General features: G+C 68.0%; 19 protein-coding genes, 1 tRNA gene and 1 pseudogene. 10 read left to right on the top strand and 11 right to left on the bottom strand.

All coding sequences use genetic code 11. From position 1 onward, the window contains the following. Nucleotides 1–44: 44 nt before the first annotated feature. The 5 genes from BGO20_RS18960 to BGO20_RS18940 all read left to right on the top strand — a co-directional run bounded on the left by BGO20_RS18960 (nucleotide 45) and on the right by BGO20_RS18940 (nucleotide 3,469). Entirely contained in the window at nucleotides 45–350 is a 306-nt protein-coding gene (locus tag BGO20_RS18960) for an ETC complex I subunit (protein ID WP_291660726.1), read from the top strand. A gap of 28 nt (nucleotides 351–378) precedes the next feature. Next, nucleotides 379–455, top strand: a tRNA-Arg gene (locus BGO20_RS18955). Between the two features lie 140 nt (nucleotides 456–595). Then, nucleotides 596–2,293 carry an ArnT family glycosyltransferase gene (locus BGO20_RS18950; RefSeq protein WP_291660728.1) on the top strand — a complete coding sequence of 566 codons (1,698 nt, stop codon included), beginning with the start codon at nucleotides 596–598 and terminating at the stop codon, nucleotides 2,291–2,293. Between the two features lie 94 nt (nucleotides 2,294–2,387). Beyond that, a complete protein-coding gene (locus BGO20_RS18945; protein ID WP_291660874.1) occupies nucleotides 2,388–3,125 on the top strand; it encodes a glycosyltransferase family 2 protein in 738 nt (245 codons plus the stop codon). Further along, nucleotides 3,125–3,469 (top strand): lipid-A-disaccharide synthase N-terminal domain-containing protein, encoded by a 345-nt coding sequence (locus BGO20_RS18940; protein WP_291660730.1) that lies wholly within the window; start codon nucleotides 3,125–3,127, stop codon nucleotides 3,467–3,469. Before BGO20_RS18945 ends, BGO20_RS18940 begins: the two co-directional genes overlap by 1 nt. 9 nt (nucleotides 3,470–3,478) lie before the next feature. On the opposite strand, the gene BGO20_RS18935 is transcribed toward BGO20_RS18940, so the two are convergent. From BGO20_RS18935 to fliL, 5 genes and pseudogenes are all read right to left on the bottom strand, one after another. Continuing rightward, on the bottom strand, nucleotides 3,479–6,922 hold the full coding sequence (locus tag BGO20_RS18935; RefSeq protein ID WP_291660733.1) for a hypothetical protein: 3,444 nt from the start codon (nucleotides 6,920–6,922) through the stop codon (nucleotides 3,479–3,481). Between the two features lie 151 nt (nucleotides 6,923–7,073). Further along, nucleotides 7,074–7,889 carry a MotE family protein gene (locus tag BGO20_RS18930; protein WP_291660734.1) on the bottom strand — a complete coding sequence of 272 codons (816 nt, stop codon included), beginning with the start codon at nucleotides 7,887–7,889 and terminating at the stop codon, nucleotides 7,074–7,076. Nucleotides 7,890–8,034: 145 nt separating this feature from the next. Next, nucleotides 8,035–8,178, bottom strand: a pseudogene (locus tag BGO20_RS23675) (DUF6468 domain-containing protein); the annotation flags it as partial. Between the two features lie 125 nt (nucleotides 8,179–8,303). Continuing rightward, nucleotides 8,304–9,434 (bottom strand): flagellar motor switch protein FliM, encoded by a 1,131-nt coding sequence (gene fliM, locus BGO20_RS18920; protein ID WP_465246057.1) that lies wholly within the window; start codon nucleotides 9,432–9,434, stop codon nucleotides 8,304–8,306. Between the two features lie 45 nt (nucleotides 9,435–9,479). Further along, nucleotides 9,480–9,980: a flagellar basal body-associated protein FliL gene (gene fliL, locus BGO20_RS18915; protein ID WP_291660735.1), complete on the bottom strand. Its 501-nt coding sequence runs from the start codon at nucleotides 9,978–9,980 to the stop codon at nucleotides 9,480–9,482. Between the two features lie 285 nt (nucleotides 9,981–10,265). Between fliL and flgF the strand changes: the two genes are divergently transcribed. From flgF to flgH, 4 genes are read left to right on the top strand one after another with little or no spacing between them, the layout of a single operon-like run. Next, on the top strand, nucleotides 10,266–11,009 hold the full coding sequence (gene flgF / locus BGO20_RS18910; RefSeq protein ID WP_291660737.1) for a flagellar basal-body rod protein FlgF: 744 nt from the start codon (nucleotides 10,266–10,268) through the stop codon (nucleotides 11,007–11,009). Nucleotides 11,010–11,029: 20 nt separating this feature from the next. Beyond that, nucleotides 11,030–11,821: a flagellar basal-body rod protein FlgG gene (flgG, locus tag BGO20_RS18905; RefSeq protein ID WP_291660739.1), complete on the top strand. Its 792-nt coding sequence runs from the start codon at nucleotides 11,030–11,032 to the stop codon at nucleotides 11,819–11,821. A gap of 17 nt (nucleotides 11,822–11,838) precedes the next feature. Continuing rightward, nucleotides 11,839–12,888, top strand: a complete 1,050-nt coding sequence (flgA, locus tag BGO20_RS18900) for a flagellar basal body P-ring formation chaperone FlgA (protein ID WP_291660741.1) — start codon at nucleotides 11,839–11,841, stop codon at nucleotides 12,886–12,888. A gap of 20 nt (nucleotides 12,889–12,908) precedes the next feature. Beyond that, complete coding sequence (gene flgH / locus BGO20_RS18895; protein ID WP_291660743.1) at nucleotides 12,909–13,661, top strand: flagellar basal body L-ring protein FlgH; 753 nt, start codon at nucleotides 12,909–12,911, stop codon at nucleotides 13,659–13,661. Between the two features lie 175 nt (nucleotides 13,662–13,836). Here the strand turns inward: flgH and BGO20_RS18890 are convergent, their stop codons facing one another. Continuing rightward, nucleotides 13,837–14,286, bottom strand: coding sequence for a winged helix-turn-helix transcriptional regulator (locus BGO20_RS18890; RefSeq protein ID WP_133563292.1), 450 nt, complete (start codon nucleotides 14,284–14,286; stop codon nucleotides 13,837–13,839). Nucleotides 14,287–14,399: 113 nt separating this feature from the next. Here BGO20_RS18890 and BGO20_RS18885 point away from each other — a divergent pair, with 113 nt between their 5' ends. Next, on the top strand, nucleotides 14,400–15,710 hold the full coding sequence (locus BGO20_RS18885) for an MFS transporter (protein WP_465246056.1): 1,311 nt from the start codon (nucleotides 14,400–14,402) through the stop codon (nucleotides 15,708–15,710). 95 nt (nucleotides 15,711–15,805) lie between these two features. Here the strand turns inward: BGO20_RS18885 and dksA are convergent, their stop codons facing one another. The 5 genes from dksA to BGO20_RS18860 all read right to left on the bottom strand — a co-directional run bounded on the left by dksA (nucleotide 15,806) and on the right by BGO20_RS18860 (nucleotide 21,348). After that, complete coding sequence (gene dksA, locus BGO20_RS18880) at nucleotides 15,806–16,228, bottom strand: RNA polymerase-binding protein DksA (RefSeq protein WP_158445850.1); 423 nt, start codon at nucleotides 16,226–16,228, stop codon at nucleotides 15,806–15,808. A 183-nt stretch (nucleotides 16,229–16,411) separates the two neighbouring features. After that, entirely contained in the window at nucleotides 16,412–17,428 is a 1,017-nt protein-coding gene (locus tag BGO20_RS18875; RefSeq protein ID WP_291660748.1) for a hypothetical protein, read from the bottom strand. Further along, on the bottom strand, nucleotides 17,403–18,776 hold the full coding sequence (locus BGO20_RS18870) for an MBOAT family O-acyltransferase (protein ID WP_291660750.1): 1,374 nt from the start codon (nucleotides 18,774–18,776) through the stop codon (nucleotides 17,403–17,405). The genes BGO20_RS18875 and BGO20_RS18870 overlap by 26 nt, the downstream gene beginning before the upstream one ends. 164 nt (nucleotides 18,777–18,940) lie before the next feature. Further along, complete coding sequence (locus BGO20_RS18865) at nucleotides 18,941–20,470, bottom strand: acyl-CoA carboxylase subunit beta (RefSeq protein WP_291660752.1); 1,530 nt, start codon at nucleotides 20,468–20,470, stop codon at nucleotides 18,941–18,943. 89 nt (nucleotides 20,471–20,559) lie between these two features. Continuing rightward, a complete protein-coding gene (locus BGO20_RS18860) occupies nucleotides 20,560–21,348 on the bottom strand; it encodes an ATP12 family chaperone protein (protein WP_291660754.1) in 789 nt (262 codons plus the stop codon). Nucleotides 21,349–21,393 lie beyond the last annotated feature (45 nt).

Genomic DNA, 21,393 nt, shown 5'->3' with positions numbered 1-21,393 from the left:
CGGGTTTCGGGCCGCATGAGATTTGGTGACGGCAGAGCGCTTCCATGACCGCACGCATCTATCGCCCCGCCCGCACGGCCATGCAGTCCGGCACAGCCAAGACCGAGCGCTGGCTGCTCGAATACGAGCCGGAGGCCCCGCGCCAGATCGAGCCGCTGATGGGCTGGACCTCGTCCTCCGACATGAAGAGCCAAGTCAAGCTCTGGTTCGACAGCGAGGCCGAGGCGGTCGCCTATGCGACGCGCAACGGCATCCCCTACCGCGTCGAGCAGCCGCACGATCCCAAGCGCCGCTCGATCTCCTATTCGGACAATTTCAAGTTTTCCCGCCTCGGCCAGTGGACGCACTGAGTCGGCAGGCGACGCAACACCCGCTTTCGGGCCCGTAGCTCAGTTGGATAGAGCAGCAGCCTTCTAAGCTGCTGGTCGCAGGTTCGAATCCTGCCGGGCTCGCCATCGCTTCAGGATGCAACCCTCCGCCTGGGAGCCGTTGCCGGCCCGGCCTCGCCTTGATCGTGCCCGAAAGGCGCTGCATCGGGAGCGGCTCTTCGGCTTCTCGTTCCCATGACAAGCGCGGCACGGCGTCGCGAGGATGGATGATGTTTTCGCTCACGCCAGCGATCGACCGGCTCAGTGCCTTCGTCTCGGCCAGCCACGCGCGGGCCTGCGCCTTTCTCCTGCTCCTTTCGCTCGCCGCATTCCTGCCGGGGTTCAGCACGCTCCAACCCATCGACCGCGATGAGCCGCGCTTCGCCCAGGCCAGCAAGCAGATGCTGGAGACCGGCGACTTCATCGACATCCGCTTCCAGGACGAGGCGCGGCACAAGAAGCCGGTCGGCATCTACTGGCTGCAGGCGGCCGCGGTGAAAGCCGGAGCGGCGCTCGGCGTGCCGGAGGCGCGCACGCAGATCTGGCTCTATCGCATCCCCTCGCTGATCGGCGCGACCGCGACCGTGCTGCTGACCTATTGGGCGCTGCTCGCCTTCCTCTCGCCGCCGCTCGCGCTTCTGGGCGGGGCACTGATGGCGACGGCGGTGCTGCTCGGCGTCGAGGCGCGCATCGCCAAGACCGATGCCGTGCTTGCGGCCTGTGCGGTCGCGAGCATGGGCGCGCTCGCCCGGACCTGGCTGGACTGGACGCGGTCGCTCGCCTTCGTGCCGAGCCGGCGCAACTGGCTGGTTTTCTGGGTCGCCACCGCGATCGGTCTCCTGATCAAGGGGCCGATCGTGCCGATGGTCTGGGGGCTCGCGATCCTCGTGCTGAGCGCAAGCCAGCGCTCCTTCCGCTGGCTCCGGCCGCTGCGCTTCGGCCCGGGTCTGCTGCTCTGCCTGATTGTCGTGCTGCCCTGGTTCGTCGCGATCATGATCAAGACCGGCGGCAGCTTCTTCGCCGAGAGTGTCGGGCAGGACATGCTCGGCAAGGTCGCCGAGGGACAGGAAAAGCACTGGGGGCCACCGGGGCTCTATCTGATCTTCTTCTTCGCGACCTACTGGCCCGCGGCGGCCTTCGCGGCGATGGCGGTGCCCTTCGCCTGGGTGCGGCGCAAGGAGCCGCAGATCCTGTTCCTGATCGCCTGGATCCTGCCGTCCTGGATCGTCTTCGAGGCGGTGCCGACCAAGCTGCCGCATTACGTCCTGCCGCTCTATCCGGCGATCACGGCGTTACTGCTGCTGGCGGTCGTCAACGCGGGTATCGATCGCCACAGGCGTGGCGCGGTCGCGACCGCGACGCTCGTCGTGACCGTGCCGCTAGCGCTGATGGTCGTCGTGCTCTTCGGCAACTGGACGCTGGATCACGCCGTTCCGTGGCTCGCCCTGCCGTTCTTTGCGCTCGTGCTCGCGGTCGGCGTCGGGATCGTCTCGGCGTTTCGGCGTCAGGAATTCGAGGGCGCGCTCTGGCGCTGCGCGCTGGCGGGCCTGCTGCTGACCCTCGCGATGTATCCCTTCGCGATCGAAAGCCTGCGCTCGCTCAAGCTTTCGCCGCGCCTCGCCGCGGCGGCGAAGGCGGTGGGCTGCGCCGATCCGGCGGTGATTACGCTGGGCTACCGCGAGCCGAGCCTCGTCTTCCTCACCGGCACCGACCTGGCGATGGCGGCGGACGGGGCGCAGGCGGCCAATTTCCTTGCCCAGCCGGGATGCCGCGTCGCCTTTGTCGAGAGCCGGTTCGCCGGCGCGTTCACCACGGCCCTTGCAACCCTGCCGCAGAAGCCGCGCCTGCTGACCACGATCGACGGGTTCAACCTCAATGGCGGGCACCGGCTCTCGATCGCCGTCTATGCCAGGACGCCGGACTGACGCCCGGGGACTTGTGCGAAAGTGGTTCCCACACCGGCATATCTTGCTCTAGAGCAATGCCAGCCGTTTTCCGGATGAAGCCGTTTTGACCGAAATCCCTTCCCCCCAGCCCTTGCTCAGCGTCGTCGTGCCGGTGCGCAACGAGCAGGGCAACATCGCGCCGCTGGTCGCCGATATCGAAAAGGCCTGCGCGGCGATCGGTGCCTTCGAGGTGGTTTACGTCGACGACGGGTCCACCGATGGGACCGCAAGGGCGCTTGCGGACCTGGCCGTGGCCAAGCCTTGGCTGCGCGTCGTGACCCATGCCCAGTCCTGCGGGCAGAGCGCGGCGGTGCGCAGCGGCGTGCGTCATGCCCGCGCGGCCATCGTGGCGACGCTCGACGGCGACGGCCAGAACGATCCCGCCTTCCTGCCGGCGATGCTGGCGGCTCTTCAGGAAGCCGGACTCGAGACCGGGCTCGTGCAGGGCCAGCGCGTCGGCCGCAAGGACACCGGATTCAAGAAACTGCAGTCACGGATCGCCAACAAGGTGCGCGTGAGCGTGCTGAAGGACGGCACGCGCGACACTGGCTGCGGGCTGAAGTGCTTTCGCCGCGAAGCCTATCTGGCATTGCCCTATTTCGACGCGCTGCACCGCTTCATGCCGGCGCTGATGGTGCGCGAGGGCTACAAGGTGGCGCATCACGATGTGCGCGACCGGCCGCGGCTGACGGGCGTCTCGAATTACGGCTTCTTCGACCGGCTCTGGGTCGGCATCCTCGACCTCGCCGGCGTGTGGTGGCTTATCCGGCGGCGCAAGCGCGTGCCGCGGGTCGTGGCGGAGGCGCCGTGATGCTGATCGATCTGCAGCACAAGGTCGGTGGCTATTTCCACGACGTCTTCGTCAACAATGTCGACTGGTGGGTGCTGCTCGGCGTCGTGGCGCAAGGGCTCTTCACCATGCGCTTCGTGGTGCAGTGGTGGGCGAGCGAGAAGGCCAAACGCTCGGTCGTGCCGATGACGTTCTGGTGGTTCTCGATCGGGGGCGGGGCGCTGCTGCTGCTCTACGCGCTCTATCGGCGCGACCCGGTCTTCATCCTCGGGCAGGGCTTCGGCGTCTTCGTCTATGTCCGCAACCTGCAGTTCGTGCTGCGGGCCCGGGCGCGCGGCGAGGACACGAATTCGGGCCCGGGCTGAGGGGCCCGATCAGCCGTTCGACGGCTGCGCGCCTTCGGCGGCTGCGCCCTGCGCCGGGCCCGGTGCCGGCGGGGCGGCCGGCTTGGTGCCGGGTTGCTGCGGCGGCTGTGGCTTGCGCATCGCCGCGGAATAGGCCGGGTAGCGCTCGCGATAGGCCCTGAGGAAATCGGAGATCGTATCGGCGCTGGCGGCGGCGCGCGCCAGCTCGCGGATGTCCGAAGCCCTGGCGCGGTTCGCCCCGGTGATGAAGGCGAAGGTGCGCGCATCGGGGCTGCGCGCCATCTTCGGCGCGAACTTGCTGCGCAGACGGTCGAGCGAAAGCGCCTCGTTCGCCATGACGTAGGAGATGCCGGCGCGCATCGCGTCGCCCCGCTGACCGTCGCTGAGCGGATCGTCGCCGCGCCAGCTCTCGTCGAGAATGCGCTCATAGGCCTCGCCGGCCTCGCGCCAGCGGCGCCCGGTCCAGAAGATGTCGGCGCGGAGCCGGTCGACCTCGGGGCCGCTTTCGCGGTCGAGCATCTCGAGTGCCTGGTCGGTGCGCGACAGGTCCGAGAGCGCCTTGACCTCCAGCAGCAGCCGCGCGCGGCGGACGTCGGCGGGCAGCTCGACGAGGCGGGTGGAATTGATGGCGCGAACCGCATCTGCCGGCTTGCCGTTCATCAGGTCGATCATCGCAAGCCGCGCCGCGACCGTGGAGCGCGCCGCGCCGGTCAGGCGGCGATCCATCTGGTACTTCAGGATCTCGGCCGCCTGGTCGAGCAGGTCCAGCTCGACCAGCCGGTCGGCGAGCAGCCGGGTGATCTCGTCGCCGCGCCGGCCGATCGGCAGGAACTCCTTGAAGTCGTAGAACAGGGCCAGCGCGTCGATCCGGGGCAGCTTGTCGGCCCCGCCATCGGCGAACAGCTCGGCGAAGCGTTGCGCCGTCTCGTCGTGCATGCGGCGCGTCAGAGGGTCGTCCGGAAAAGTCTCGTTGGCCCGGCGCGCGATCATGAAGGCGTCGCGCCAGCGCCGCTGGTCGGTATAGAGGCGGTTGAGCTCGGCCAGCGCCTCGATCTCGATGCGCCCGCCGCGCCAGACGACGGACACCGTCTCCAGCCGGGCGACAGCCTCGTCGCTCTTCAGGTCGCTGCGCTTGTCGGCGTCTGCGAGCTTGACCGCCCGCAACTGCGCTTCGGCCGCGATGGGGCGGCTCTTCGCCTCGAACAGCGGCCGATAGCCGCTCATCGCGGCATCGGCCCGCCCGCTGGCGTCGTCCAGCATGGCCCGCAGCAGCGCGAGCTTCTCCTGGTCGAAGCTGCCGGGCGGCATGTCGGCCAGCGCCTGGACCTGCCTCTCGGCCAGCCCCATGTCCTGCGTCGCGAGCGCGGCGCGCACCATCGCCTCGCGGAACTCGCCCTGCAGATCGGCCGGGTAGCGCTCCAGCAGCGGTTCGCCACGACGAAAGCCGACGAGAGCCTGGGCGTTTCGATCGAGCCGCTGTTCGATCAGGGCCCGCCAGAGGCCGGCTTCGACATCCTCCTTGATCGGAGGCGCATCGAAGGCTGCAAGCGCCGCCATATTGCGGTGGAGCTGCGCCTCCGCGACGCCCTTCAGGAAAGGGACCTCGCGATTCGCGCGCATGGCGGCGTCATCGGCCGTCAACGCGCCGAGCGGGCCGAGGGCTTCGACGGCAAGATCGTTGGCGGCATAGAAGCGCGCGAGCGCCAGCCGGGCTTCCGACTTGTGCGTGCGCGAGGCTCCCGCGACCTCCTGCATCAACGCGCGGGCCTGGTCGCGCTGCGAACCGAGCCGCAGCCTGGCCCAGCGTTCGGGGTCCAGCAGCGGCGGTGCCGGCGGCTTCAGAACCTCCGCTCCGCCATCGGCCCGGCCCGGCCCGGCAACGTCGAGCGAGACGGTCAGGCCGCCGCTGCGGCCGATGCGGACCTCGTCCGTACCGGCGCGGGCGATCACGTCGTCGGAGCGCGGCTGGATGGCGAGGCCCTGCGCCGTCGGCAGCAATCCGAACTCGACGAACTGATAGGGCTTCGGCGTCAATCGCGTCGGCCCAAGGGCCGTGGCGACGGCGACCGGCAGGCCGGCGGGCCCGGATTCTAGCCAATGCACGCCGGTGAGCCCAGGCATCGGCACGACGATATTCGTCTGGCCACGCTCGTCGACGCCCCGGTGCGGCTCGATAGCCGCGGCGGACCCGCCGCCGGCGTCGCTGAGGTCGAGAGACCAGCTGTCGCCGTCGGCGAAGAAGCGTGCCAGCGGCTGGCCAGCCAGGCGCAATCTGACGAGGGTGACCTTGCCCTCGCGCGCGACGGTGCTGTCAGCGATCTGCTGGGGCAGCAGCTTCGCGAGATCGGCGGGGTCGATGGTGTCGCGGGTGTCGAAGGCGAGCGTCATCGTGCCGGCATCGAGGAAAGCAGCCGCGCCGGTCGGGCGCGGAAAGCGGAAGTCGAGACGCTTGTCGGCGGCCGTGATGACGACCTTCGACGGGGCAGGATCCGGTGCAGCCGGCACCACGGCCGCGGTCGCGGCCGCTGCCGGCTTGGCCTCCGCCGTCGCGGCAGGCGCTGCCGCAGGGGCGGACGCGGCGGCCGGCTCCGAGGCGGGCTTGGCGGGCGGAGCCGCGGGCTCTTGCGGCTTTGCCAGCTCGGCAAGCGAGAGTGCCTTGGGATTGGCCGGCCTGAGCAGATCCACGACCAGGCCGGTCTCGTCGTCGAAGCTGCGCACCTGCCAGTCCTTGGGCAGGGTGAGCGTCAGGCCGAGCTGGTCCTTGCCGGCATCGAGCGCCGCCAGTCTGACGTCCTCCGGCAGGGCGCCGCGCAAGGCTCCCTCGTCGGCGTTCATCGCCCGGTTGAAGGTCAGCTTCAGCCTGCCTTCGGACAGGTCGGTTGCGAGAGCGGTCCCGGACGGCGCCTTGAAGATGAGGCGATCGAGCGTCGGCAGGCTCGCGGTCTGCATCGAAAGCACGGCGGGAGGGGCCGGCGGCTGCCGCGTCGCCTCCTTTGCACGCGCCTCGGCCAGCCGCAGGCGCTGGGTCAGTTCGGCGATCACTTCCGGTGGCGGGCCGGGCAGCAGCCCCTTCCAGTTCTGCGGCAGCAGGTCGATGAAGGCCTTGTCGCCGGCCTCGATCAGATTGGCCTTGTAGCTCTGCGTCAGCGCAAAGCGCATGCCGCGCCCGTCGGGATCGACGCGGGCGATCGAGACATAGTTCGGCAGCTCGCGAGCGATCTTGCCGACATCGATCGTGACGGGGTCGTCGAAGGCGACGATCAGCACGCCGTTCGCGACGCGCGCGCGCATCTGCGTCGGCTGGTCGAAAGCGAGGGAGAGGCGACCAAAGCCGGCCGGCATCGCCTCGCCGCGCAGGGTGGCGCCGGCGGCCAGGGCATGGGTGTTCAACCCGGCCGCAAGCGCAAGCGCGGTCAGCCCGATACCGAAAGCGAGGGAGCGCGACAGACGCAAAACCGGAGACTCGACCCAACGCAACAGGCCGGGCGCATGCCCGAAAAGGACACGCCGGCCTGAGGACAGGTTATCGCGTCAAGCATAATGGGTGCTTAACGCGCGCTCGGCCGACACTGCGGGGGCTCGGGCGGGCCGGCTGCCGAAGTGCTCAGCGCGAAGCGGGGGCGATCGCCGGGAGTTCGTTGCCGGGGAGGGGGGATTCGCTCGCGACCCGGTCGAGCGCCGGGGCCCGGCCGCTCGTCGCCAGCGCGACCGTGAGCTTTTCGGCCTTGTCGGGAGACATCGAGGCCAGGACCTCCGACATCTTGCGCGGGTTCATCTGCTGGACGACCGGCACGAGCACGTCGAGATTCAGACGGTCGAAGACGCGGGCGGCATCCTTCGGCTTCATCGCCTCGTACATGATGACCAGGCTCTTGATCGCCTTGGTCTCCTCGGCGGCGGCCTTCACGGCCGGGTTGGCCTTCTCCTCGAGCGCCTTGAGGTCTCCGACCCGGCCGTCGAGCTTCTTCTCGGCGGTGTCGAGCAGGCGCTCACGCATCTCCAGCTCGCGCATGCGTCCGTCGAGCTCCTCGCGACGCTCGCCGAGCCGCTCGAGGATCGCCTTCTCGGATGGCGAGACGGGCTGAGCCGTGCCGTTCATGATGCCGGCCTTGTTGTTGGGATCGTTGGCCATGCGGGCGGCCGCAGCCTCCGCATCGGCCTTCTCGTTCTCGGCCTTGGGAGCGGGGGCGGGCACGGACCCGGTCGTCTCGGGATCGAAGAGGCCGGGCGAACGGGCGGGGGCGACGAGCTTGGCCGGCCCGCTGGGCTCGGACTTCGCGGTCGCGGCGGCGGCGAAGAGCGGGGCGCTGGCCGGCACCGTTCCCGGATAGGGCTCCGCCGTCCAGGCGAGCAGCTTCAGCGCCAGGAGACTCATGGCGCCGAGGATGACTGCCGGCAGGAGGCGGGGGCGTTCGATCACGCAGCCTGGCCCTCGAGGCGGCGGGCGGCGCGGGCGGCGGCGCCGCAGCAGGCTGCGCGTCGGGCGCCGGCCTGGCGACCAAGGTCGCGGCGGAAACGATCTGGCCGATGCGCTCCATGACGGCCTGCCCGGCCTCGACCTGCGCGGCGAGATCGGCGGCGTAGCGCTCGGCGGTGCGCAGGCGCTCCTCCAGCGTGCGGTCGCAGTCGCCCAGCGTGTTCTTGAGGCCGGCGATGGCGCGCTCGGCATTGTCGGTCGCGGTCACGAGAGCCCCCACGGTCTGGCGCATGCCGGCCTCGTCGGCCTTCAGGCGCTCGATGCGCTTGGCCAGGATGTAGCAGGTGATGATGGTTGCGACGAGCAGGCTGGCGACGAGGGCATCGGCGATGAGGGTGATCGTCATGGGCTTCCTGCTCAGTTGGTCGCGCCGAGATGGCTGGCGAGGCTGTCGAAGGCGGCGAGCGTGGTCTTGGAGCGCCTGAGCGGGCTGACGACCTGCACGGCGATCTTGCCGTCGACCCGGCCGATGCGACCTTCGGTGACGATGAAGTCGCCGCAGCGCAGCGACACGGTCGAATCGGGGCGGGCGTCGAACATCAGCGTGTCGCCGATCTCGAGCTTCATCACCCGCTTCAGAGGCATCCGGGTCTCGTGCAGCACGCAGGTGACGTCGACGCCGGCCTGCCAGACCTCGGTCGCGAGGTGGTTCTCCCAGATCGGATCGCGCCCGAGCTTCTCGCCCATGAAGCTTTCGAGCAGCAATTCGCGGATCGGCTCGATGGTCGCATAGGGCAGCAGGATGTGCAGCGAGCCGCCGCGTCCTTCCATGTCGAACTTCAGTTCGACGCGGATCGCGGCGTTGGCGGGCCGGGAGATCGAGACGAAGCGCGGGTTGGATTCGACGCGGTCGAGCGTGAAGGCCACCGGGGAGAGCGGCCGGAAGGCGGCCTGTGCGTCGCCCAGCACCAGCTCGATGACCCGGCGGACCATGCGGATCTCGATGGAGGTGAAGGGGCGGCCGTCGATGCGCGGCGCCGGCTGGCCGCGCTTGCCGCCGAACATGGTGTCCAGCACCGAATAGATCAGGGCCGATTCGATGGTGACGAGGCCGAAATTGTCCCATTCCTCCGCCCTGAAGACGGAGAGCATCGCCGGCTGCGAGATCGAGTTGATGTAATCGCCGAAGCGCACCGAGCGGATGCTCTCCAGCGTCACCTCGACATTGTCGGTGAAGAAATTGCGCAGGCTCGTCGAGAGCAGGCGTACCAGGCGCTCGAAGATGATCTCGAGCATCGGCAGGCGTTCATAGGCGACCGAGCCGGAATCGACGATCGCCTGGATGCCGTTGCGGGAGGCTGAGTCCTCGCCGCTGGAGAAACCGAGCATCGTGTCGATTTCGTCCTGCGACATCAGACGGTCGGTGCCGCCCTCCTGCTCGCCGTCCTCCTCGACGGCGGCGGGCATCGTCGCCCATTCCGCCGCCATCGATTCGGGCGTCGGCTGCTCGTCGCGCGGCTTGTCCGGGTTGTCGCGGTCGAGGCTCATCGGGAGGTCGTCACTTCTTCTCGGGAGTCTGGGCGGCAGCGGCGCTCATTGCACCAGCAGTTCCTTGAACAGCACGGCATCGACCTTGGCCGGGTAGACCGTCATGTTGACGCGCCGCAGCAACTCCTCCTTCAGCCGGTACATTCCGGCCGAGCCCTCGAGATCGGAGGGGCGCAGCTCGCGCATGAAGACCTGGAAGGCGTCCTCGACGCGGGGGAGCAGCGGCTTGACCTCTTCCGAGACCTTGGGGTCGCCGATCTCCAGCACGACCTTGATCTTCATGATCGGGTGGCGCTCCTGCTGGCCGCCATTCGACATCCCGATCATCATGTCCTTCATCTCGATGAAGGTGGCGGGTACCTTCGGTTTCGCGGCCTCGGCCGTCGGGGCGGCGGCATGCCCCTTGAAGAAGAACCAGTAACCGGCCCCGCCGCCGCCAGCGAGCAGGGCCACCGCGGCAGCGATCAGCACGAGCTTCTTCTTGCCGCCCTTGGGTGCGGTCTCGCCGGATGCGCCTGCGTCTTCGGTCTTGGCCTTCTTCGCCATCGCTTCGGGTCCCGGGGGCGGCTGGTGCGGCGTCCTGCCGACCTCGTCCTCACCTTCTCCGGTTACGGTTAACGCGTCGTTAAGGGCGGCATATTTTGCCGGGCCGTTCTTGCCGGCGGGAAGTGTCGTGCCGAGTTCGGAAACAGCTCGATCGTCTAAAAAGATAAGCAAAAACAACTGCTTGAATGGATTAACCATGCTGGCACGGGGCTTGCCGGATGTCAGGGGTGGCGACTGCGCTGGGGAGCGTCGAGGTCGCCGCGGGACATGATCGGGAGACAAGCCGTGGAGAACGCGCTTCTCATCGGCCTCTCGCGCCAGGTCGCCCTGTCGCGGGAGCTGGACGTCATCGCCAACAACATGGCGAATGTCGGCACGAACGGATTCAAGGCGCGCAGCGCGCGCTTCAACGAATTCGTCATGCCGAAGGCCAAGGCGGAGGCCTTCAAGCCGGCCGACCAGCGGCTGTCCTACGTCATCGACAAGGGCACCCCGCTCGACCTGTCGCAGGGCGCGGTCGAGTTCACGGGCAATCCGCTCGACGTGGCGCTGAAGGACGACAATTTCCTGGTCGTCCAGACACCCGCCGGCGAGCGCTATACCCGCGCCGGCTCGCTGGTGATCAACCGGCAGGGCCAGCTCGTTACGCAGTCCGGCCAGCCGGTGATGGGCGAGGCGGGGCCGATCAGCTTCGGCAACACCGAATTCGACATGCGCATCGCCGCCGACGGCACGGTGACGAGCAACCAGGGCACGCGCGGCAAGCTCCGGCAGGTCCGGTTCGCCGATGCCCGGAGCCTGGTGAGCGACGGCGCCAACCTGTTCTCGTCGCCGACACCGCCGCAGACGGCGCCTGCCGGGACGCGGCTGGAGCCCGGTGCGCTCGAGCGTTCGAACGTCAAGGCCGTCACCGAACTGACGCGGCTGATGGAGGTGCAGCGCGCCTACCAGAACGTCGCCAACATGATCAGCCGCTCCGACGACCTGCGCAGCAAGGCGATATCCCGCCTGGCTGACCAGCAGGCCTGAGCCGGAAAGGAGTTACTCCCATGCGTGCCATGCAGACCGCCGCCACCGGCATGATGGCCCAGGAGATGAACGTCCAGGTCATCTCCAACAACATCGCCAACGTCCGGACCACGGGCTACAAGCGCCAGACGATCAATTTCCAGGACCTGCTCTACGAGAATTTCCGCAGGGCCGGTTCCGCGACCTCCGACCAGAACACCCAGGCGCCCGCCGGCACCTTCATCGGCTCCGGCGTCAAGACGGTCTCGACCGGCCGCGTCATGACGCAGGGCAACATCAGCCCGACGGAGAAGCCCTACGATCTCGCCATCCGCGGCGAGGGCTTCTTCAAGATCCGGATGCCGGACGGACGCACGACCTATTCCCGCGACGGATCGTTCGATCTCGATTCCCAGGGGCAGCTCGTCACCCGCGACGGCTACATCGTCGAGCCCGGCATCACCGTGCCGAACAACGCCACGGCGGTCAGCGTCAACGCGCAGGGCATCGTCGAGGCGACCATCCCCGGGCAGACCGCACTGCAGCAGCTCGGCCAGATCCAGCTGACGCGCTTCGTTAACAAGGTCGGTCTCGAATCGATCGGCGACAACCTCTTCATCGAGACCGCGGCCTCGGGCCAGCCCATCGACGGTTTCGGCGGCGGCGAAGGCTTCGGCACGCTGCAGCAGAACTACCTCGAGGAAGGCAACGTGCAGGCGGTGACCGAACTCTCCTCCCTGATCGCCGCGCAGCGCGCCTACGAGATGAACTCCAAGGTCATCACCGCCGCCGACCAGATGATGTCGGCGACGACGCAGATGTTCCGCGGCTGACCGGGAGGGCGCTCAGCATGATCCGGTTTTCTCTCGTCAGCCTGCTGGTCGCGGCAACCCTGCTCGACGCGGGCGCGGCATCGGCCCAGCCGAAGCGGCCGCCGGCGGTCGCCGTCGCGTCGGCGGACCCGGCCCAGGCACAGCCGGCGGACCGCAGATTGCGGCTGCGGCCCGAGGTCAATCTCGGGCGGGATCTCGTGACGTTCGGGGACCTGATTCCCGGTCTTTCCGGCGATCTCGCCAGCGTTGCCGCGTTCCGCGGGCCGGCGCTCGGCGAAACCGGCACGATCCAGGTCGGCCGCATTGTCGAGGCCGCGCGCGGCGCCGGCATCATCCACGACGCGGCGGAGCTCGAAAACCAGGGGTTCGCCCAGGTCGTGGTCACGCGCAGTGCCCGGCGCATCGGCGCCGCGGAGATGGAGGCGGCGGTGAAGCTCGGGCTGCAGCAGCGCTTCGGCGTCGATGCCCGCCTGTTCGCGCTGGCCATCGACGGCGGCGCGCCCTCGGTGGCGATCGAGCCGGAGCTGACCGGCGCCGTGACGGTGTCCGATCTCACCTTCGACGCCCGCAGCCGGCGCCTGCAGGCGCGGCTGGCGGTGCCCGGCAGCGCCGCGATGCGGCTAAAGCCGCTGCATATCTCGGGGCAGCTCGTCGAGACCATCGAGGTCGTGGTGCCGAAGCGGGCGATCGCCCGCGGCGAGACGCTCGGCAAGGACGATGTCGCCGTCGAGCGGCGCCCGCGCGACGGCCAGGGCAGCGAAGTCATCGGCGATGCTCGCGCCGCGATCGACAAGGTGGCAAGGCGCGCGCTGCTCGCCGGCGTGCCGCTGCGCAACGGCGACGTCCAGCGCGAGGAGATCGTCGCCAAGGGCGAGCTCGTCACGATCGTCTACGAGGCGCCGGGGTTGCTGATCACGATGCGCGGCCGGGCCAGCGAGGCCGGCGCGATGGGCGATGTCATCTCCGTCACCAATCCCCAGTCCAAGCGCACGCTGCAGGGCACCATCACCGGTCCCGGCCGCGTCTCGGTCAGGCCGGCCATCGGCCGCGTCGCCCGCGCGCAGTGAGCATCCCCGTGGAAACCGTCATGATCCCGAACCGCCTCGCAAAGCTCTCCGGCCTGCTGCTGCTGACCGCCTCGCTCGGCGCCTGCGGCATCGGCGACCGCCTTGCCAATGTCGGCCAGGCCCCGACGCTGTCGGCGATCGAGGACCCGACCGCTGCCAAGGGCTACAAGCCGGTGCAGATGCCGATGCCGGCGATGGAGCACGCCTCCTACGCGCCCAACTCGCTCTGGCGCACGGGGTCTCGCGCCTTCTTCAAGGACCAGCGGGCCCGCAATGTCGGCGACCTCGTTACCGTCAAGGTCAAGGTCACCGACAAGGCCCAGCTCAACAACACGACCTCGCGCTCGCGCAAGAACGGCGAGGACATGGGGGCCGAGAACGCCTTCGGCTTCGAGAACAAGCTCGACAAGTTCCTGCCGGACGGGGCCAAGGCCTCCTCGTTGCTGAAGCTCGACTCGGATTCCTCCAGCCAGGGGCAAGGCTCGATCAACCGGTCCGAGACGCTGGCGACCAACGTCGCGGCGGTCGTCACCCAGACATTGCCGAACGGCAACCTCGTGATCGAGGGCAAGCAGGAGATCCGCGTCAATTTCGAGGTGCGCGAGCTGATCGTCGCCGGTGTGATCAGGCCCGAGGACATCGAGTCCGACAACACTATCGATTCCACCAAGATCGCCCAGGCGCGCATCGCCTATGGCGGCCGCGGCCAGATCACGGATGTGCAGCAGCCGCGCTACGGCCAGCAGGTGATGGATATCCTGCTGCCCTTCTGAGCCTTCGCTCTCTTCCGGAATCCGGCCGGCGCGGAACGCTCCCCCTTGTCTCCGCTCCGGTTCGGCCGGCGGTTCCTCCCGAGCCGCCGACAGCCCCGGCCACCCGCCACGCTCCCCAAGCTTCAAAGGTTGGCGGCCAGAAGCCCCGCGTCCTCCCGGCGCGGGGCTTCCCATCTCAGTCGTCCTCGATCTTCAGGATCACTGCCTGATCAGGCCCGATGGCGCGGCCGTCCTCGGTGCGCACGTCGAGGCTCACGCGCTGGCCGGTCTCGCGCTCGACGAGGCGGGAATGCTTTTCCTCCGGTGCGAAAAGATGGCGCTCGCCGAACTGGCGCAGCGCGACCATGACCGGGAACAGGTCCTTGCCCATGGCGGTCAGGCGATATTCCACGCGCGTTCCACCATCGCCCAGCGGAACCGCGTCGAGAATCCCGCTCTGGACCAATGTCTTCAACCGATCGGTCAGGATGTTCCGGGCGATGCCGAGACTCTTCTGAAACTCGCTGAAGCGGGTCATGCCGTCGAAGGCATCGCGAACGATCAGCAGCGACCACCAGTCTCCGATCACGTCGAGAGAGCGGGCGCTGGGGCAGTAATCTCCCTTGAGGCTCTTACGAGCGACCATCGGCTTGGCCCCCATCTGCGAGCAATCGATCTGTCGATTTTTGGTTGCATGATGAAACTCATGCCGTTATGCATGAATTAGTTTCATCATAAAACCAGTGCCTGAGGGCTGCAATGGATTTAGATCAGGGCGCGGCGCGGCCCGGCGCAGCGAAAGAGAGCGTTCGTCCTCGAACCGGGGACAGTACCGTTCAGGCCACAGGCTGGGTCGCAGGGGAGCCGCTGCCCGAGACGCCGTCGTTGAATGGCCGCACCATTCTGCTGTTCGCCGCGGCGAGCGGGCTTGCCGTTGCCAACGCCTATTTCGCGCATCCGTTGCTCGATGTGATGGCAGACGATCTCGATCTGTCCCGCGGCGCCGCTGGGCTGATCGTGGGGACAACGCAGCTGGGTTACGGGCTGGGTCTGCTCCTGCTCGTTCCGCTGGGGGATCTTCTCGATCGCCGCAGGCTGATCATCGGCCAGTCGCTGCTTTCCGTGCTGGCTCTTGCCTGTGTCGGCGTCTCGAATTCGGCCGCGATGCTGCTCGCCTCGATGGCGGCGGTGGGCCTTCTCGCCGTCGTGACGCAGGCCCTGGTGGCTTATGCCGCGAGCTTGGCGCGCCCGTCGGAACGCGGCCATATCGTCGGCGTGGTCACGAGCGGGATCGTCCTGGGCATCCTGCTGGCGCGAACCATTGCCGGATCTCTGACCGACCTGTCGGGCTGGCGGACGGTCTACTTCGTCTCTGCGGGGCTCACACTGCTGATCGTGCTCATGCTCTGGAGAATGCTTCCGCGGCAGGAGCGGAAGCCCGTGGGCCTGTCCTATGGCCGCCTCATCGCCTCCCTCGTCACCCTGATCGCCACGGAACCGACCCTGCGCATCCGTGGGGTCATCGCCATGCTGATCTTCGCCAACATCACGACCTTGCTGGCCCCGCTCGTCCTGCCGCTCAGCGCGCCGCCCTTCTCGCTTTCCCATACGGAGATCGGTCTCTTCGGCCTGGCGGGTGCTGCGGGGGCGCTCGGGGCGACGCGGGCCGGGCGCTGGACCGATCGCGGCCACGGCCAGCCAACGACGGGGATCGCACTCGCGATGATGCTGTTGGCCTGGGCGCTGATGGCGCAGCTCCAACAGTCGATTCTGTGGCTGATCGCCGGAGTGCTGGTGATCGACTTCGGTCTTCAGGCTGTCCACGTCACCAATCAGGCGATGATCTACCGTGTCAGGCCCGATGCGCAGAACCGCCTGACGGCGGCCTACATGATCTTCTATTCGGTCGGTAGTGCCGTCGGTTCCTCAACCTCGACGGTCATCTATGCCCATGCTGGCTGGCCGGGAGTATGTACGGCGGGTGCGTTGATCAGCCTTGCGACGCTGGCTTTCTGGGCACTCACGCTGAAGTCGACCCCGGTTGCGGCGACGAGAAGGGTCGTCGCGTAGCAGCTGGCGTTCCCGCCGGATTCGTCATTGCTCAACGCAAAAGGCCCCGCACGATTGTGCGGGGCCTTTCGAAACCAGGCGATGGCCGGCCAATCTCAATCGTCGCGGAAGACACGCTCGTTGCGCTCGTGGCGCTCCTGGGCTTCCAGCGAGAGCGTCGCGATCGGGCGGGCTTCGAGGCGCTTCAGCGAGATCGGCTCGCCGGTTTCCTCGCAATAGCCGTAGGAGCCGTCGTCGATGCGGGCGATGGCGGCGTCGATCTTGGCGATCAGCTTGCGCTGGCGGTCGCGGGCCCGCAGCTCGATGGCGCGGTCGGTCTCGGAAGAGGCCCTGTCGGCGATGTCGGGATGGTTCTCGCTCTCGCTCTGGAGGGCGACGAGGGTCTCCTTCGCTTCCTTCAGGATCTCGTCCTTCCAGGCGAGGAGCTTGCCACGGAAATACTCACGCTGACGGTCGTTCATGAACGGCTCGTCATCGCTCGGCTTGTAGTCCGCATCGAGGATGATCTGCTTCGACATGGGCGCGCTCTCTGAGTTGTCCGCTCACGCGCCCGTCGGCTTTGCCGGGGGAGGGTGAGCCGATTTGGCGCCCTTATAGCGATCCGTTTCAAGCGGAACAATCGCTTCCGACACGACTTCAACTGGTTCGTGCAAGAACGGGGCAAACGGGCGGAAATCTCCGCGCGAGAGCATGATCCCGGCCTATTTCGCGACCTTTCCGAGCGCGTCGGCGATATCCTGCTCCAGCAGGCGCGCGATCGGCTGGCGATAATGGCCGTGATCGAAGAAGAGATTCGGGTCGTGCAGGGGCGGCCGGTCGACCCGCCAGTCGACGAGAGCCGTCTTCGCGCGCCGCGTGGCGAGCCCGGCAAAGGCCTCGCGGCAGGCCGCGTCCGCCGAAGCGTCGCGTGTGCCGGGCCTCGGGAGCGCGGTGACGTAGACCGGAGGGCGGACGAGGATCAGCGCAGTCTGCGGCGCCGCTGCCATCAGCGCTTCGAGGCCGGCTGCGGCCGGGAAGGGACCTGCGACATTGCCGCCGCCGGTCTCGATCGGCGTTTCCAGGCTGGTCCGGGTTTTCGCACGCGGAGGAGAACCGGCGGCGTCATAGTCCCAGTAGCCGTCGGGCCGGCCGCGCCCGGCCTTCTCCGAAAGCAGATAGGCGACCCGGCGCGGCAGCGCCTCGATGAGGTCGTAGCGCATCAGCCCGCCGAGGTAGGCGGCCGTGTCACGCGACAGCAGCCAGAACGGGAAGGGATGGTCGGGGAGGAGGGACGGGTCGGACGTGCACCAGCTCCTGTCGACGCCGACCACGATCGCCTGGGCCGGGCTGCTGCGATGGTGCCGGAGGAACCAGTCGATCGTGGCAAGCGACTCCTTCGGCCTGGTCGCCGGCGCGATCAGCGAGACGAAAGGGATGCCGGTCTTCTCGCGCAGCCGCTCGGGCGAAACGAGCTGGATGTGGGAGTTGCCGATGATCGCGCCGGTGAACCGCGGATCGCGGCCGCGGCTGGCCAGCGCGGTCCGCGGTCCCTGCGGAGGCACGCCGGCCTTCAGCGCCAGCGGCGAACGGCCGGTGTCGTAGGGGTCGATCAGGAAGGCGGTTCCGAGGAAGGCGGCCGACAGCAGCGTCGCGGCGGCGACGAAGGTCAGGGCGAAGCGAGCCCATTCCGCAGGCCTCTCGGCGCCGCCGGCCTCAGAACTGGAAGTAGATGAACTCATAATTGGCGTCTTCGCCGATCTTGAGCAGGATGAGGACGAACAGGAGGCCAGCCAGCACGGCCAGCCAGCGCGCCGGGGGGAGCCGGTGCACCAGGTTCCAGGCGGTCGGGCCGATGATCGCGAAAGCGGCGGCCGGCAGCAGCGCGCGCCATTTGAAGCCGGTCCCGATCGGAGCCAGGCCGAACAGGCCCTTGTAGATCGCCAGCGCGGCTTCGAAGCTCGGGGCCCGGAACAGCACCCAGCACAGCACCACGAACAGGAAGGTGAGGAGCCAGCCGAGCGGGGCAGGCATCGGCCAGCCGGCGCGGCGCCAGAACAAAGCGACGATCAGCGCCAGGCCGTGCGCCACGCCCCAGGCGACGAAGGTCAGGCCGGCTCCGTGCCAGAGGCCGCCGAGAGCCATGGTGGCGAAAAGCGCCCAGACCTGGGTGGGTAGGCCGCTGCGCGAGCCGCCGAGCGGAATGTAGAGATAGTCGCGCAGGAAGCGCGACAGGGTCATGTGCCAGCGCCGCCAGAAATCCTGGATCGAGAGCGAGCGATAGGGGATGTCGAAGTTCTGCGGCAGCACGACGCCGAACAGCAGGGCGATTCCGAGCGCCATGTCGGTGTAGCCCGAAAAGTCGAAATAGATCTGGAAGGTGAAGGCGAGCGTCGCCTGCCAGGCTTCCATCACGCTCACGACCTTGCCGGCGGCGGCGGCCGCGAAGATCGGGTTGGCGTACTCGGCCAGCGGGTCGCCGAGCAGCACCTTCTTGGCGAGGCCGAGGGTCAGCAGCATCAGCCCGCGCGCGATCCGCTCGGCCGCGTCCGGGCGCTGGTAGGGGCGCTCGTCGAGCTGGTGCATGATCTCGCGCCAGCGGACCAGCGGCCCTGCCAGGACCTGCGGGAAGAAGGCGATGTAGAGCGCATAGCGGACGAGATCGTAGCGCGGCGCCTGGCCGCGCCTCAGATCGGTCAGGTACATGATGTGGTGGAAGGTGAAGAAGGAAATGCCGAGCGGCAGCGCGACATCGAGCTTCGGAACCGGCAATCCCGGAATCATTCCAGCGAGCTCGGCAAAGAAGTTGAAGTATTTGAAGATCGCCAGGACGGCGAGGTTGAGCACGATGGCGAGCGTTATCAGACCCCCGGCCCGGGACTTCTGGAAGGCTTCCGCGATCAGCCAGTTGATGCCGATGGACAGGATCAGCAGCGGCAGGAAGCGCCAGTCCCAGTAGCCGTAGAAGGCGAAGGACAGCAGGACCAGCACCGGCAGGCGCAGGCTCGGCGCGAAACGTTCCGCCAGCCAGTGCAGCGCGAGCGCCAGCGGCAGGAAGGCGAGCAGGAAGGCGAAGGAGTTGAAGAGCATTCGGACGGCAGTTCGAGAGGGTGGCTGCCGCCTTAGCGGATTATGCCGCGGGTGTCATGCCGGAGCCCGGAGCTCGGCTCCCGGCCGGCACATCATCGGGCCGGATCGACGGGAGGGTTCGATTGGCTTCTCGCGACCGCCGCGGCGCGTCGTGGCCATGGGCCTCAGAGCGGGATGTTGTCATGCTTGCGCCAGGGGCGTTCGACGTTCTTGGTGCGGAGCATGGCAAGCGCCCGGGCGATGCGGCGGCGGGTCGAGTGTGGCATGATGACTTCGTCGACATAGCCGCGCTCGGCCGCGACGAAGGGGGACATGAAGCGGTCCTCGTATTCCTTGGTCTTGGCCGCGATGCCATCCGCGTCCATGCCGCGGAAGATGATCTCGACCGCACCCTTGGCGCCCATCACCGCGATCTGCGCGGACGGCCAGGCGTAGTTGACGTCGGCGCCGATATGCTTGGAGGCCATCACGTCATAGGCGCCGCCGAAAGCCTTGCGCGTGATGATCGTGACCAGCGGTACGGTGCATTCGCTATAGGCGAAGAGCAGCTTGGCGCCGTGCTTGATCAGGCCGCCATATTCCTGGGCGGTGCCCGGCAGGAAGCCGGGAACGTCGACGAAGGTGACGATCGGGACTTCGAAGGCGTCGCAATAGCGCACGAAGCGGGCGGCCTTGCGCGAGGCGTCGGAATCGAGGACGCCGGCCAGAACCATCGGCTGGTTCGCGACGATGCCGACGGTGCGGCCCTCGATGCGGGCGAAGCCGGTGACGATGTTCTTCGCGTAGGCTTCCTGAATCTCGAAGAAGTCGCCCTCGTCGACCGTCTTCAGGATCAGTTCCTTGATGTCGTAGGGCTTGTTCGGATTGTCCGGGACCAGCGTGTCCAAGCTCATGTCGACGCGGTCGGGCACGTCGAAGCTCGGCCATTCCGGGACGCCGACGGTGTTGTTGGCCGGCAGGAAGTCGATCAGCCGGCGCACCTGCAGCAGCGCCTCGACGTCGTTCTCGAAGGAGCCATCCGCGACGGAGGATTTCGAGGTATGGACCTTGGCGCCGCCGAGTTCCTCGGAGGTGACGGTCTCGTTGGTGACGGTCTTCACCACCTCGGGACCGGTCACGAACATGTAGGAGGTGTCGCGGACCATGAAGATGAAATCGGTCATCGCCGGGGAATAGACGTCGCCACCGGCGCAGGGGCCCATGATCACCGAGATCTGGGGGATGACACCCGACGCCTGCACATTGCGCTTGAAGACCTCGCCATAGCCACCGAGCGCCGCGACGCCCTCCTGGATGCGGGCGCCGCCGGCATCGAACAGGCCGACGATCGGCGCGCGCATCTTCAGCGCCATGTCCTGAATCTTGATGATCTTCTGGGCGTGGGTCTCGGAGAGCGAGCCGCCGAAGACGGTGAAGTCCTTCGAGAAGACGAAAACGGTGCGGCCGTTGACCGTGCCCCAGCCGGTGACGACGCCGTCGCCGGGGATCTTCTCGGCCTTGTCCATGCCGAAATCGACGCAGCGCTGCTGCACGAACATGTCGAACTCCTCGAAGGAGTCCTTGTCGAGCAGGAGCTCGATGCGCTCGCGCGCCGTCAGCTTGCCGCGCTTGTGCTGCGCCTCGATGCGACGTTCGCCGCCGCCGAGCCGTGCGCCCTCGCGGCGGGATTCGAGCTGTTCGAGAACGTCCTTCATGGCGGGAACCCCGGAGCCGACGAAATGGTCGGCATCCGGATTAAGGGGCCTGACGGCGCGAGTCTACGCCCGGCCTGTTCGGCTTTCGGCTAGCCATGTTCCAACAACAGCACGGCGGCGTCGAATTCGCGCCGCCGGATGGCGCGCCGCTCGGCCGCCTCCTCGTCCTGGCCCCAGACCGAGATCTGGTAATCCTCGTCGAGATGAGCCGCTTCCCAGGTCGCATCCGGGCCGACCAGCCGGTGCGCGAGCGCCAGCGTCAGGATCGCGGAGCCGGTCAGGGTCATGACGTTGTGGGCGCCTGCAAGCGCGAGCGGGGCGGGGATGGCATCGACCTTTCGGGCGAAGGCCGCCAGCGTCTCCACGGGCTGCTCGGCAAAGACCACGCCCTGGCTCAGCACGAAGCGGCCTCCGATCAGGGCCTCGACCTCGCGCAGAACAGGCTGCCAGACGGCATCCTGCAGCGCGACCAGCTCTGCCGGTTCTCCGGCCCGATAGCAGAGCGCATCGGATGCGGCGTAGCGGACGATTTCGGCGCGTACGGCCTCCTGCTGGTCCGCCACGCCGTCCAGCGCCGAATTGACGAGGCGGGTCAGAGGCATCCGGGCCGGATCGATGCGTTCGCTTTGGGCTTCCCACTCGGTTGCAAGGGCTTCCGCCACCGGGCGCGAGCCGACGGCGAGGGGTTTGCGGGCGGGGGTACGGGCCGTCCTGCCGTCGAGCGCGACATGGAACAGCCCGTCCTGCTCCAATGTGCCCGCCAGCTTGTAGAAGCGCGCCGGCAAGGGGTTGCGCATCGCCTGCTGGGCTGCGGCGACGGGGTCGGGCTGGCTCGCGCCGGGCGAGCCGAAACGGGCGAGGAAATCGTCTGTGGACATGGTGCTGCCTGGGATCGCGTGCGCAGATGGGCGCGGTCGATCACG

The sequence above is a fragment of the Allobosea sp. 67-29 genome, assembly GCF_001898115.1.
Taxonomy (GTDB): domain Bacteria; phylum Pseudomonadota; class Alphaproteobacteria; order Rhizobiales; family Beijerinckiaceae; genus Allobosea.
This window is presented reverse-complemented; position numbering and strand designations above follow the sequence as displayed.